The organism is Paraburkholderia sp. HD33-4, from assembly GCF_021390635.1.
In the GTDB taxonomy this organism is placed as follows: Bacteria; Pseudomonadota; Gammaproteobacteria; order Burkholderiales; family Burkholderiaceae; genus Paraburkholderia.
Genome location: NZ_JAJEJS010000001.1, coordinates 1,962,911 through 1,976,023 on the forward strand (window position 1 = coordinate 1,962,911; position 13,113 = coordinate 1,976,023).

General features: G+C 65.2%; 13 protein-coding genes and 1 pseudogene. 6 read left to right on the forward strand and 8 right to left on the reverse strand.

What is annotated here, in order from left to right:
• Nucleotides 1–447 carry a cupin domain-containing protein gene (locus L0U84_RS08660; RefSeq protein WP_233849258.1) on the forward strand — a complete coding sequence of 149 codons (447 nt, stop codon included), beginning with the start codon at nt 1–3 and terminating at the stop codon, nt 445–447.
• A 72-nt stretch (nt 448–519) separates the two neighbouring features.
• On the opposite strand, the gene L0U84_RS08665 is transcribed toward L0U84_RS08660, so the two are convergent.
• Complete coding sequence (locus tag L0U84_RS08665) at nt 520–927, reverse strand: hypothetical protein (RefSeq protein ID WP_233849259.1); 408 nt, start codon at nt 925–927, stop codon at nt 520–522.
• Between the two features lie 296 nt (nt 928–1,223).
• Here L0U84_RS08665 and L0U84_RS08670 point away from each other — a divergent pair, with 296 nt between their 5' ends.
• Nucleotides 1,224–2,576, forward strand: a complete 1,353-nt coding sequence (locus tag L0U84_RS08670) for an MFS transporter (protein WP_129960421.1) — start codon at nt 1,224–1,226, stop codon at nt 2,574–2,576.
• A 67-nt stretch (nt 2,577–2,643) separates the two neighbouring features.
• Here L0U84_RS08670 and L0U84_RS08675 read toward each other — a convergent pair whose 3' ends face one another.
• On the reverse strand, nt 2,644–5,166 hold the full coding sequence (locus L0U84_RS08675) for a penicillin-binding protein 1A (protein WP_233849260.1): 2,523 nt from the start codon (nt 5,164–5,166) through the stop codon (nt 2,644–2,646).
• Nucleotides 5,167–5,300: 134 nt separating this feature from the next.
• On the opposite strand from L0U84_RS08675, the gene fabV reads away from it, so the two are divergent.
• Nucleotides 5,301–6,497, forward strand: coding sequence for an enoyl-ACP reductase FabV (gene fabV / locus L0U84_RS08680; RefSeq protein WP_233849261.1), 1,197 nt, complete (start codon nt 5,301–5,303; stop codon nt 6,495–6,497).
• An 83-nt stretch (nt 6,498–6,580) separates the two neighbouring features.
• Here the strand turns inward: fabV and L0U84_RS08685 are convergent, their stop codons facing one another.
• The 3 genes from L0U84_RS08685 to L0U84_RS08695 form a co-directional block, all read right to left on the reverse strand.
• On the reverse strand, nt 6,581–6,925 hold the full coding sequence (locus L0U84_RS08685) for a hypothetical protein (RefSeq protein WP_233849263.1): 345 nt from the start codon (nt 6,923–6,925) through the stop codon (nt 6,581–6,583).
• 175 nt (nt 6,926–7,100) lie between these two features.
• Nucleotides 7,101–7,724 (reverse strand): glutathione S-transferase family protein, encoded by a 624-nt coding sequence (locus tag L0U84_RS08690; RefSeq protein ID WP_233849265.1) that lies wholly within the window; start codon nt 7,722–7,724, stop codon nt 7,101–7,103.
• A gap of 94 nt (nt 7,725–7,818) precedes the next feature.
• Nucleotides 7,819–8,718 (reverse strand): LysR family transcriptional regulator, encoded by a 900-nt coding sequence (locus L0U84_RS08695; protein ID WP_233849267.1) that lies wholly within the window; start codon nt 8,716–8,718, stop codon nt 7,819–7,821.
• Between the two features lie 94 nt (nt 8,719–8,812).
• Here L0U84_RS08695 and tam point away from each other — a divergent pair, with 94 nt between their 5' ends.
• The 3 genes and pseudogenes from tam to L0U84_RS08710 all read left to right on the forward strand — a co-directional run.
• Nucleotides 8,813–9,610 (forward strand): trans-aconitate 2-methyltransferase, encoded by a 798-nt coding sequence (gene tam / locus L0U84_RS08700; RefSeq protein ID WP_233849269.1) that lies wholly within the window; start codon nt 8,813–8,815, stop codon nt 9,608–9,610.
• A gap of 258 nt (nt 9,611–9,868) precedes the next feature.
• Complete coding sequence (locus L0U84_RS08705; protein ID WP_233849270.1) at nt 9,869–10,234, forward strand: hypothetical protein; 366 nt, start codon at nt 9,869–9,871, stop codon at nt 10,232–10,234.
• 194 nt (nt 10,235–10,428) lie between these two features.
• Nucleotides 10,429–10,572: pseudogene (locus L0U84_RS08710) on the forward strand (LysR family transcriptional regulator); the annotation flags it as partial.
• A gap of 162 nt (nt 10,573–10,734) precedes the next feature.
• Here the strand turns inward: L0U84_RS08710 and L0U84_RS08715 are convergent.
• From L0U84_RS08715 to L0U84_RS08725, 3 genes are all read right to left on the reverse strand, one after another.
• A complete protein-coding gene (locus tag L0U84_RS08715) occupies nt 10,735–11,100 on the reverse strand; it encodes an ArsR/SmtB family transcription factor (RefSeq protein ID WP_233849271.1) in 366 nt (121 codons plus the stop codon).
• A complete protein-coding gene (locus L0U84_RS08720; protein WP_233849272.1) occupies nt 11,084–11,545 on the reverse strand; it encodes an SRPBCC family protein in 462 nt (153 codons plus the stop codon). Before L0U84_RS08720 ends, L0U84_RS08715 begins: the two co-directional genes overlap by 17 nt.
• Nucleotides 11,546–11,663: 118 nt before the next feature.
• Complete coding sequence (locus L0U84_RS08725; RefSeq protein ID WP_233849273.1) at nt 11,664–13,031, reverse strand: MFS transporter; 1,368 nt, start codon at nt 13,029–13,031, stop codon at nt 11,664–11,666.
• Nucleotides 13,032–13,113: the final 82 nt, after the last annotated feature.

Here is a 13,113-nt window from a genome sequence, read left to right on the forward strand (position 1 = left end):
ATGAGCACGATCCGCACACTGTTCGCGTCGGCGTTGCTCGCCGGCGTCGCGCTCACTGGCGCGTCACCGTCAGCCCATGCCGCCGATACCGGCGAGGCGAGCGCAGCCCCACACGAAACCATCACCCCCGCCTTCGCCGTGCCGATCGCGAACGTGCCGGGCAAGACGATGACCGCGCTCGTCGTCGACTATGCGCCGGGCGGCAAATCGGCGCCGCATCGGCATGGTCAGGCGTTCGTGGTGGGCTATGTGCTGTCGGGCGCAATCCGCAGCCGTGTCGATAACGGCGCCGAGCACGTCTACCATGCCGGCGAATCGTGGACCGAGAAGCCCGGCGCGCATCACATGGTCAGCGAGAACGCCAGCACGACCGAGCCGGCAAAACTGCTCGCGATTTTCGTCGCGGATACGAACGACCAGCACCTGGTGACGTTCGATAAAAAGTGATCGCCATCGGGCGGCGGCACTCGCCCGCCGCCCGCATCGATGCAAGTGCAACAAGCCGCGGGCAACGCTGCATCAGAACCGCGGATGACACTCGAAATTGACCGACGACCCGTGCTCGGTCATCGCGCTGACGCCGCTGACCGTCTCCGTATTCACGCTGCTTTGCATGCCGCGACGGTCGCAGTAGTCGCGCGCTTCGTTCATCGCGAGTTCGTGCGCGCGCGCCCAGGCCATGCGTCCTCCGGTCGCGCTGGCGGCGACCGTGTAGCTGCCGGGCTTGCCGCTCTCAACCACATCCGTGCTCGACGCGCACCCGACGAGACTCGCGCACGCGAGCGCCACCGCTGCCGCCCCGCGCATGCGCGTGAACAGCGGCGCCCTCTTTCTTTCTGTGCTTCCCATCCGCGCGACGGACGCGACTTCGCGTACCGGTACCGATTTGCGCGCTTTGGCAAGACTGTGCGAACCCTGATTCGACATCGTGGAACACCTGCATTTTTAACTGATTAGTCAGGCAGTCATTATCCGGAATCGTTCGCGCAAGATCAGCCGATACAACCGAAAACACTGTTGCACGAGCCTTAACAATGAACGCGTGCGCCCCGCCGCGACGACCTCGGCAATGAGCGGACCACATGGTTCACAAAAGAACTTCCGGAATCGCTTCAGAGCGTCTAGTCTGTAGCGATGCCCGTTCGACGGACAGGCATATCGAACCGCAGACGAACCCCACAACATAGCGGCATACACCGGTCGCCGAACCGGAGGAGACATCAATGGATCTCGAAGCACGTACCCTGCATCGCGTCACGATGCGGCTGATACCGTTCCTGATGCTGTGCTATTTCATCGCCTATCTCGATCGCGTGAACGTCGGCTTTGCGGCCTTGCAGATGAACAAGGCGCTCGATCTGTCCGCGAGCGCGTTCGGCTTCGGCGCGGGCGTGTTCTTTATCGCTTACTTCTTTTTCGAAGTGCCGTCGAATCTGCTGCTCGAACGCTTCGGCGCGCGCCGCTGGATCGCGCGGATCATGTTCACGTGGGGCATTCTCGCGGGTGCGATGGCGTTCATCCCGGACATCTCGCGCTTCACCGGGCTTTCGCCCGCGCACGTGTTTTTCGGCCTGCGCATTCTGCTCGGCGTCGCCGAGGCCGGCTTTTTCCCGGGCATCATCTTTCTGCTGACCCTGTGGTTTCCGGCCGCGTACCGTGGACGCGTGGTCGGCTATTTTATGGCGGCGATTCCGCTGTCGACGGTGATCGGCGGACCGATCTCCGGCGCGCTCCTGTCGCTCGACGGCCGCGGCGGACTCGGCGGCTGGCAGTGGCTGTATCTGATCGAGGCAGCGCCGGCGATCCTGCTGTCGTTCGCGGTGCTGTTTTATCTGACCGACAAGCCCGCCGACGCCACCTGGCTCAGCACCGAGGAGCGCGACTGGCTGATCGCGCGGCAGAAGCAGGAGCGCGAGCATCGCGAGGCGGTGCGCCACTTCAGCGTGAAGGAAGCGCTGATCAATCCGCGCGTGCTCGCGATCGCGTTGATTTATTTCGGGGCGAACGCGACCAACTACGGCCTGAGCTTCTTCCTGCCGCAGATCGTGAAGTCGTTCGGCCTCACCAACCTGCAGACGGGTTTCGTGACGTCGCTGCCGTACGTGGTCGGCCTCTTCAGCATGATTCTGTGGGGACGGCATTCGGATCGCCACCTCGAACGCCGCTGGCACGTCGCGATCGCGCTGTTCGTCGCGGCGGGCGGCATCGCGGCCGCGGCCGGGCTCGACAATCCGGTGCAGAAGATGATCGCGCTGTCGATTGCCGGCTTCGGCATCTTCGGTTGCCTGCCGGTGATCTGGACCTTGCCGGCCGCGTTCCTGTCGGGGGCGGCGGCCGCGGGCGGCATCGCCGCGATCAATTCGCTCGGCAATCTGGCGGGCTTCTTCGGGCCGTTCGCGATGGGCTGGATCAAGGACAGCACCGGCGGCTTCGGCGCCGGGCTGCTATGCCTCGCGGGCGCGGGGCTCATCGGTATGGCGGCGGTGTTGCTGCTGCATCACGACACGTCGCTCGAGACGACGCATGGGAATCCGCATGCGCGGCCGCCGGGTGACGCGGGCGTCGCGAGATACTAGCCCCCTTACTCACGCCCCCTTACTCACCCAGTTCGACCCGCACCCGGGCAGCGCGCCCGGGTCGCATTCAGTTCGCCCCGCTCCCGTTATTCGACCCTTCGCCCTGACCGCCCGCATCGGGCGGCATGACGTCGTCCGGCGTCGGTGTCGGCGCGAGCGCTGCCGCACCGCCGCCGTGCGTTTCACCGTCGACGGTATTACCGGGCGCCGGCGCCGGAGTCAATTCCAGGCCCGGCGCCGGCAGGATCGGCGGCAATGCACGCGCTTCACCCTGGAGCGCGGACGCTCCCGCTGCCTGTGACGCGGCCGCCGCCGCTGCGGACGGTGCAGACGTCGCCAGCTGCGCCGGCGCCGCCGGCACGCGCCGCACCGGAGCATGCGCGACGACCCGCTTGTCCGGCTGCGCCGGCGTGAACAGCTGCCCAAACCAGTCGCGCAAGCGTTCTGCGTGCTCCGCGAACCAGCCCGGTTGCTGCACGGTATCGAACTTCACGTGGGTGTCGACGAGCCGTGAGCGCTGCGCGCGCTGGAAGAAATCGCCGACGATCGGCAGCGCGCTATGCGCACCCTGCCCCCAGTAATCGCTGCGCAGCGTCACGCGGCTGTCGTTGAAGCCGACCCACGCGCCCGCCACCAGTTGCGGCTGGATCAGGATGAACCAGCCATCGGCATTGCCCTGGGTCGTGCCGGTCTTGCCCGCGACGTCGCCGCGCACGCCGAAGCGCGTGCGAATGCTCGCGCCGGTGCCGCGGCTGACCACGTCGCGCATCACGTCGACGAGCGTGCGCGCCGTGTCGGCGGGCAACTCGCGCCTCGGCGTGGCCGGCTTGAATTCGGCGAGCACATTGCCGTTGCGGTCCTCGATGCGCGTGACCATCAGCGGCTCGACATAGTCGCCGAGGTTCGCAATCGTGCCGTACGCCGACACCATTTCCTTCAGCGTTACCGGGCTCGTGCCGAGCGCGAGCGACGGCACCGGGTCGAGCTGGCTGTCGCGCACGCCCATCGCGCGCGCCAGCTTCACGACCTTGTTCGGGCCGACCGACTCCATCACCTGCGCGGTGATGCGGTTGCGCGAATACGCGAGCGCGTCGCGCAGGCTGATCATGCGCCCGCTCGGCTCGTCCTCGTCGTTCGGCTTCCAGACTTCGCCGCCGGCGAGTTCGATCTGGACCGGATTGTCGGGCAGCTTGTCGTCCGGCTTCGCGCCGGCCTCGAAGGCCGCCGCGTAGACGAACGGCTTGAACGTCGAGCCCGGCTGACGGCGCGCCTGCTGCACGTGATCGAACGGATCTTCGGTGAAGTCGCGGCTGCCGACCCACGCCTTGATCTCGCCGGTGCGCGGGTCCATCGCGAGGAAGTCGGCCTGCACCCGGGTCTTCGTGTCGCACACGCTCTGCACGAGCTTGCGATCGGCGAGGAGGCGTTTGACCGCGTCGTCGTCGGACAGGCCCGAGTCTTTCGCCGCGCGGAAGTCAGGCGTTTCGCGCAGGAACGCGCGCAGCAGGTCCTTGTCCGCCGAGCAGCCCGCGCGGGTGCCCCACGCCGAGTTGGCGATGCCCTGCAACTGGTTGCCCTGCAGCGTGACGGCCTGGGTCGCCATCGTTTGCAGGCGCGAGTCGATCGTCGTGCGCACGACGAGCCCATCGGAATAGATGTTGTAGTCGTTGCGATCGGCCCACGCGACGAGCCATTTGCGCAACTGCTGCGTGAAGTGCGGCGCGGGTCCCGGCGGCTCGACCTGGCGCTCGAAGAAGAGACGCAACGGCTTGCGGCTCAGGATGTCGTACTGGGCAGGCGTCAGCTTGCCGTACTTGACCATCTGCCCGAGCACCGTATTGCGCCGCTGCAACGCGCGCTCCGGGTTCAGCACCGGGTTGTAGTACGCGTTGCCCTTCAGCATGCCGGTCAGCGTGGCCGCTTCGAGCACGTTCAGTTCGGCCGCTGATTTGTCGAAATAGGTGCGCGCGGCCATCTCGATACCGTACGCGTTGTACAGGAACGGCACCGTGTTCAGGTAGGTTTCGAGGATCTCGTCCTTGGTGTAGAACGCCTCGATCTTCAGCGCGGTGATCGCTTCCTTCAGCTTGCGCGTCAACGTCGGCGCACGGCCGATTTCGTCGGGATACAGATTGCGCGCGAGCTGTTGCGTGATCGTCGAGCCGCCCTGGCGCTCGCCGGAAAACGTGTGCAACGCCGCCGACGCGGTGCGCCGCCAGTCGAGCCCGAAATGCTGATAGAAGCGGTGATCCTCGGTCGCGATCAGCGCGTTGACGACGGTCGGCGAGATGTCCTTCAGCTTGACCCATTCGCGGTTCGACGGTTTGAACTCGGCGAGCAGCTTGCCGTCCGCCGACAGAATCTGCGCGGGTTGCTCGATCTTGGCCTTGCGGATGTCGCCGATGCTCGGCGTGAACGGAATCAGCAGCAGCACGTACAGCACGAACAGCACCGGCAGCGCGGCGAGCCCCCACGCGAACGTGCGGCGGGTCGGGTGGCGCAGATGCCACGCGGCCTTCGCGAACAGCGGGTTCGCGAGGGTCAGCCCTTTGTCGAGGGCCGCCAGAAAGGAGGAAAAGAGGCGCTTCACTTGCTGTCGTCGGCTGGGAAAGGCGCAATCGTACCAAGATGTGGGGGGTGCGCCGATTTTTGCCTGATTCGCCGGATGGCGTTCGGCTCCGGCGGGGCAACTATAATGTCGCCAATTCCGACAAGAGGTGCTTCATGATCATCAAACCGCGTGTGCGTGGCTTCATCTGCGTTTCGACCCATCCGACCGGCTGCGAAGCCAACGTCAAGGAACAGATCGAGTATGTGAAGGCACGCGGCCCCATCGCCAACGGCCCGAAGAAGGTGCTCGTGATCGGTGCGTCGACCGGCTACGGGCTCGCCGCGCGCATCAGCGCCGCGTTCGGCTCGGGCGCGTCGACCCTTGGCGTGTTCTTCGAGCGCGCCGGCAGCGAAACCAAGGCCGGCACGGCCGGCTGGTACAACACCGCGGCGTTCGAGAAATTCGCCACCGCCGAAGGCCTGTACGCGACCAGCATCAACGGCGACGCGTTCTCCGACGAAGTGAAGGCGCGCACGATCGAAGTCATCAAGCGCGATCTCGGCCAGGTCGATCTGGTCGTCTATAGCCTCGCGGCGCCGAAGCGCCAGCACCCGAAAACAGGTGAAGTGTTCAGCTCGGTACTGAAGCCGATCGGCAAGGCGGTCAACCTGCGCGGCATCGACACCGACAAGGAAGTGATCAAGGAAACCGTGCTCGAACCGGCGACGCCGGAAGAAATCGCGCAGACGGTCGCGGTGATGGGCGGCGAGGACTGGCAGATGTGGATGGACGCGTTGGGCGATGCCGGCGTGCTCGCCGACGGCGCGAAGACCACCGCGTTCACCTACCTCGGCGAGAAGATCACCCACGACATCTACTGGAATGGTTCGATCGGCGCGGCCAAGAAGGATCTCGACCAGAAGGTGCTCGGCATCCGTGAAAAGCTCGCGGCCAAGGGCGGCGATGCGCGCGTCGCGGTGCTGAAGGCGGTCGTCACGCAGGCGAGCTCGGCGATTCCGATGATGCCGCTCTATCTGTCGCTGCTCTTCAAGGTGATGAAGGAGAAAGGCACGCACGAGGGCTGCATCGAGCAGGTCTACGGCCTGTACAAGGACAGCCTCTATGGCAGCCAGCCGTATCTGGACGACGAAGGCCGTCTGCGCGCGGACTACAAGGAGCTCGACCCGCAGGTGCAAGGCCGTGTGCAGGAACTGTGGACTCAGGTGACCAACGACAACATCTACGAGCTCACCGATTTCACCGGCTACAAGACCGATTTCCTGCGTCTGTTCGGCTTCGAAATGAAGGGCGTCGATTACGACGCTGACGTCAATCCGGACGTGCAGATTCCGAATCTCGTGCAGGTTTGATCTGCCGGGGGGCGGGCCCGCTTCGCGAGTTCGCCCCTGATGTTGCCCCCCGCCTGACTCCCTCCCCTCGCTCCTTCAACACCTCAGCACGGATACGTGCCCTGCAACGCGCGCAGAATCGCGAGCCCGATCGGGAAATCGTCGGAAATGCCCGGATGGTTCGCAAAGAACGCATCGAGCAACGGATAAACCGTCTGATTGCCGATCGCGAGTGTTTCCGGCGGACAGAACAGCGGCTTCTGTTTCCTCGAGACCAGATCGCCGTTCGCCCAGCCGAACGCGTTGATCGTGCCGGTGATGTACGCCGCGTAGATCGAGTTGTTGTCGACATGCGCCCATTTTTTGTATTGGGCGGCCGTCATCTCGGCGCTCGCGTTCAGAGTGAAGCATGCCGTCAGCAAAACCAGTGCGAATTTCGTTACTCGCATTTTCGGACCTTCAATGTCGCTAAATGGCCGCCATTGTAGGCGACGCGGGGTGCAATGCGCAGAAGCGCCTGCGCGCTCCGAATCGTAAGCATCGGCGACGGGTTTTTGTAAGCATCGCCGCATTGCCAAAGCGCAATGCGGCGTACCGATTCGAGCGCTCTGCGCGTATCGACGATCAGGGCGTGCCGTTGCGGCAATACTTGCGATACCCGTCGCGCTTGGCGAGGCGCGCCATATACGCGGCCAGCGCCGGAAAATCATCGTGCTGCTGCGGGGTGTCGAGCCAGCGGTTCGTCGACAGCGCGATCGGAATGTCGGCAAGCGAAAACTCGTCGCCCGCGATATACGCGCCGGTGCGCGCGAGTTGCTGCTCGACGATCGCCATATGCTTCGACCAGTTCGCGCATGACGCGGCGATCTGCCGCGGGTCTTGATGCTCGGGCGAGTGCCGCACGAGCGCGAGAAACGCGTAGCTCCACGAGCGGTTCAATTCGCTCGCCTGCCAGTCGATCCATTGATCGCAACGCGCGCGTTCGAGCGGATCGGCCGGATACAACCCGTCGCCGCGATAGCGATTCGCGAGGTAACGGATGATCGAGTTCGATTCCCACAGCACGAAGTCGCCGTCGCGAATCACAGGGACCATCGCGTTCGGGTTCAGCGCGCGGAATTCGGCGACATCGGTCGAGCGAAAGCCCGAGCCCCAGTCTTCCTGTTCGAACGCAAGCTCAAGTTCCGCGCAGGTCCACAGCACCTTGCGCACGTTGATCGAGGTGGTCTTGCCGAGTATCTGCAGCATGGGTCGTCGTGGGTCGGGTGGGTCGCGTGGGTTGAGCGGGTTGAAGGAATGAAATTCGGAAAGCCAGCCAGTTTGCCTTGCGTGCGGCGCGCCGTCATCCGGATTTCAAGGTCGCCTGCTCGCGGATCATGTCGTACAGCGCCTGCGCGGCCGGCGACAACTGGGCGGTCTTGCGCGCGACGAGCACCAGCGTGCGCGACACGGTGGGCTGCGTGAGCTCGACGGTGCGCACGCTCGGATACGCGCCCTTCTGCAGCGCGAGCGCGGGCACCACCGCCGCGCCGACGCGTTGCGCAACGAGCCCGAGCGCGGTCGAGCTGCGCTGCACCTCGTAGAACGAGCGCAGCGCGAGCTCGCTCGATTCCAACGCGACATCGAGCAGCGCGCGGTTGCCGCTGACCTCGCCGGCGAAAATCAGCGGGAAGGCCTGCAACTGCCGCCATGCGATGCGCCGCCGCTTCGCGAGCGGATGGTTTTCGTGACAGATCAGCACGTAGCGGTCTTCGGTGAGCGGCACGCTGGCGAGCTCGGGATGATGTTCGCGGGCGATGTTGATGCCGAACTCGACCTCACGGCGCAACACGGCCTCCTCCACCGCCGACGACGCGTGGTCGAGAATCTTGATGCGATTGTGCGGATAGCGCGCCGAATAGGCCTGCAGGATGCGCGGCAGATACTGCACGCCGACGGTCGGCACGCACGCGATCGACACGTCGCCGCGTCGCGCGATACCCGTTTCGCGAATCTCGACGAGCGCGTCGGCCAGCTCACCGAGCAGCCGGCGCGCCTGCGGCAGAAAATTGCGGCCGATTTCGGTCAGCGCCATCGAACGCGTAGTGCGTTCGATCAGCGTGACGCCGAGATAGGTTTCGAGCTTGCGCAGCCGCTGCGTGATCGCCGTTTGCGTCACGTGCAGCGAATCCGCCGCGCTCTGGAAGCTGCCGCGATCGGCAATCGCGACGAAAGCCTGTACGCCGAGCGTGTCGATTTTCATTAGAAAAATGAAGCAATCGGAATCATAAATTCATTTTACTCTGGACTATCAGCGACCGAGAATGTCCGCAACGAACCCCGCGAAGGAGCAGAAGATGACCGACAAATCCACCAACGAGCACAGCGATTGGTACGCGAAGCAGTACATGCTGTTCGAGAACGAGCGCACACGGCCGGTTCGCGATCTGCTAGGGGCGGTGCCGCTGGAAGGCGCGCGGCTCGCGATCGATATCGGCTGCGGGCCGGGCAACTCGACCGAGGTGCTGGCCGAGCGTGTGCCGGGCGCGTCGGTCAGCGGCATCGACAGTTCCGCCGACATGATCGCGGCGGCCCGTCGGCGGCTGCCGCAATTCCGCTTCGACATCAGCGACGTCTCGACGTGGGACGCGCGCAGCCCCTTCGACGTGATCCTCGCGAACGCGGTACTGCAATGGGTGCCGGACCACGAGCGGCTGTTCCCCGCGCTGGTGGCGAAACTTGCCACCGGCGGCAGCCTTGCCGTGCAGATGCCCGTCAATCTGGACGAACCGGCGCACCGGCTGCTGCGCGAAATCGCCGTCGACGGGCCTTGGGCGCCGAAGCTGAAGGGCGTCGAGCGCACCATGCGCCACGACGCGAGCTGGTACTACGCGCTGCTCAAGCCGCTGTGCGCGCGCGTCGACGTGTGGCGCACGGTCTATCACCACCCGCTCGCGGGCGCCGACGCGGTGGTCGAATGGTTCAAGGGCAGCGCGCTGCGGCCGTTTCTCGCCGCGCTCGACGACGCCGAACGCGGCGCGTTCTTGCAACGCTATCGCGACGAAATCGCCAAAGCCTACCCGGCGCTCGCCGACGGCACGGTGCTGCTGCCGTTTCCGCGGCTTTTCATCGTCGCGACGCGCGGCGAGCGCTGAGGCCGCACCGGGAACCGCAGCAGGCCGGCAAATGCCGGCAGGGCGGCGCCGGCGGTCATGCGCGGGTGGTCGCGGGGGCGATCAGGTCGCCCGCGCACCGCGCGGATACGTCGCCCGAAAACCCGTTTGTGGCGGCACCGCACGCTAGGGTTGGTCAGGAATTGCCGCCCGGGAATCCCGCATGCTAATGTTTGTAATAAGCGGAGGACGGCGCCTGCCGACCTCACCGGGAAGCCATTTACCGCAGCGAGCGTCGCCATGAGTGATGTACGCCAACATCTAAGTCCCCGTGACCGCCTGGAGCTGTTGTGCTGGCTCACATGCGGAAGCCTGGGCGCTTATTATCTGAACGAAGACTGGCCCGACGCGGCGTTTCACGTGCAGGCCGCGCACAAGTGGCTCGACCGCCGCGCGCGCGAGGCCGACTGGCTGTGCATCGCGAAGCTGTCGGCCACCGCGGTCGAAATCGCGCGGCGCCACGCGCAGTTCGTCGATACCGACTGGGCGCGCGACGCGGTCGAAGAAATTCTCGATACCGACGAACTCGACCCGCAAGCCCGGCTCGTCCGGCAGGTTCTGGCCGACTGCCAGAACGCGCTGGCCGACAAGCGGATCGCCGATTAGCCGCGGCTGGTTTTTCTTCCCTCGTTTTGTCGCGATTCCGGGGCCAATTTTTGGCCCCTTTTACGTTGTTTCGCGCTGTTCGGCTTCTTGCCCGAATTAATCCGCCGCTGTTGCCAGGCATCAAGCTTCGGGTCGGTAAAATATGCGGCTTCGCCGTTGCTTGCACCTTTCGTCCGAATACCTTGAAACGCAAAATGCCGGCGCTCAACGCGCTGAAAGCCTTCGAAGTCGCGGGCCGCACGGGCAGCTTCACGCGAGCCGCGGAGCTGCTGAACGTCACGCAAAGCGCGGTCAGCCGCCAGGTTCGTCAGCTGGAGGCGCAGCTCGGCGAGACGCTGCCGGCCCTTCGACGCAGTCGATTCTCGACAACGCGTTCATTCCGGGCACGCAGGCCCCGTCGTCGACGGGTACGCAGGTCGCCGTGCGCGTCGCGTTGCGGCATAAGTTCTGATCAGGCATGCTTTCATGAGCGGCGTGGCGTCGCCTGAACGCCGCGCCGATCATTCTTCGACCATCGCCTTCAGCCTCAGCAACGCCTGATCCCACTGCTGTGAGATCGCCTCGAGAGCGCGGCGCGCCGCGTCGAGATGCGTGGGCTCGAACGCCCACAGGCGTTCGCGGCCCACTTTCACGTCGTGTACGAGGCCCGCCTCCGCAAGCACCTGCAGATGCTGCGTGACCGACTGGCGTGTGATGTCGGTGCCGGCCGTCAGCTGCGCGATCGACATCGCGCTGCCCGCGCACAACGCCGCGACGAGGCGCAGGCGCGTTTCGTCGCCGAGCGCCGCGAACACCGCCGCCGAACTGCGCAGCGCCGCCGTCTTGAGGCGCACCTGCGCGGAGCCGCTCTTAACTCGCGCCGACATATCGTTCGATGTTGACCATCTGCTGCTCCCAGCCGCCGTCGTTGAGCCGGAACGCCTGCTCCCGACGCTCGGCCGGCAACCGGTCGAAGCCCGATTCGACGACGCGCAGCAGCGTGCCGGACTCGGCCTCGGCCAGGTCGAATTCCACCAGCGTGGTCGGCTCGGGCGTGTAGTCGATCGTGATGTCGATCGCGGCCGGATGCCAGCGCCACGACAGATGATGCTCGGGCTCGACACGCTCGACGAACACGTTCATCAGCAGATGCTCATAGCCCGGATACGTGATGTGCCCCTGCGTGGATTGCCCCGCGACGAACTGCTTGCCGGCGAGGTTCACGCCGAACCATTTGCCGAATTCCTCGGCGTTGGACAGCGCGCGCCAGACGCGCGAGCGCGGCGCCTTCAACAGAATCTGCTTTTCGATGCGATCGGTCGATGAGTTCATATGCAGCCTCCTGACTGCATATTAGAAACATCGCCCCCGATATGCAAGCATTCGACTGCGCTTTTCCCGGAGCATGATTCGGGCGGCGCCGCAACGCTCGGGCGCCGCCCGCCCTGCCTTACTCCGTCGCATGCGCGTGCATGACGCCGGTTTGCATCGACCACGCCATCCACGGCCGGCGCAGCGCGACGATCGCGAGGAACGCGCAGGCGGCGAGAGTGCCGAACGTCGCGAAGCCCATCTGATAGCTGCCGGTGCTTTCCTTCGCGATACCCATCACGACCGGCAGATAGAAGCCGCCGATCCCGCCCGCCGCGCCCACGATCCCCGACATCAGACCGGTGCGGCCTGCCCAGCGATGCGGCACCAGCTGGAAAGTCGCGCCATTGCCTAGACCGAACGCGACGTACATGCACAGCAGCAGCGCGATGCCGCCGGCGAACGATGGCATCGCCGAGGCGAACAGGAAGTCGCAGACCGCGATGATCGCGAGCAACACGGTCAGCGCGCGTACACCCGACACGCGGTCGGCGATCAGGCCGCCGAGCGGGCGCACCATCGCGCCGGTGGCGGCGAGCAGCGCCATGAACAGACCCGCGTCGATCTTCGACAGCTGATACAGATTGGTGAGCAGCAGCGACACATACGAGGACATGCCGACGAAACCGCCGAACGTGATGCTATAGACGAGCATGATGACCCACGTATCGCGCTCCGCGAGCACCGAGCGATAGCGCTTGGGCAGCACCGCGATCGCGAGCAGCGCGCCGATCACCGGCAGCAGCAGCACGCCGGTCTTGCCCGCGCCGAACAGCCCCGCTTCGACGAGCAGCACGAGCACGATCAGACCGACCAGCGTCGTCGCGAAACTGCCGAAGGCGCGCAACACGCTGCCGGTTTTGACGCCCGCGTCGTTGGCCCAGAAGTACAGCGTGATCGCGGCGATCGCGAGCAGCGGCAACGCGCCGCCCGCTGCGAATTGCCAGCCGTAGCGCGTCGCCAGTTGCGGGAACAGGAAGCCGTCGAGCACCGCGCCGATGTTGCCGGCCGCGGCCAGTCCCAACACGAGGCCCTGCACCTTCGGCGGATAGTTGCTGCCGGCCATCGGCAGCGCGACCGCGAAGCTGGCGCCGCCGACGCCGAGGAACACGCCGAGCACCAGCAGCGTTTCGTACGACGGCACCGACTGCAGCAACGGCAACACGATCGTCGGCACCGCCGATAGCAGCACGCCCATCAACGCAATGCGTTTGCCATGCGCGGACTGATACAGATTGCCGAGCGTCACGCGCAGAATCGCCGCGGACAACACCGGCACCGCGACTAGCAGACCCTGCTGCGCGGGCGTCATCGCGATGCTCTTGCTGATGAACGGCGCGAGCGGCCCATACAGCACCCACACGGTGAAGCCCGTGTCGAAATATAGAAAGCAGGCGACCAGTGCGCGCCAATCGCCGCTTCGCAGGGAGTGCATCACGTTCTTCATCAGATATCCTCAGTAAATAAATTGCCTGGTGATCCGGTTGCTGCGTTACTTGTCTTTTGCACCGGCATGTCGCCCAGAGTTT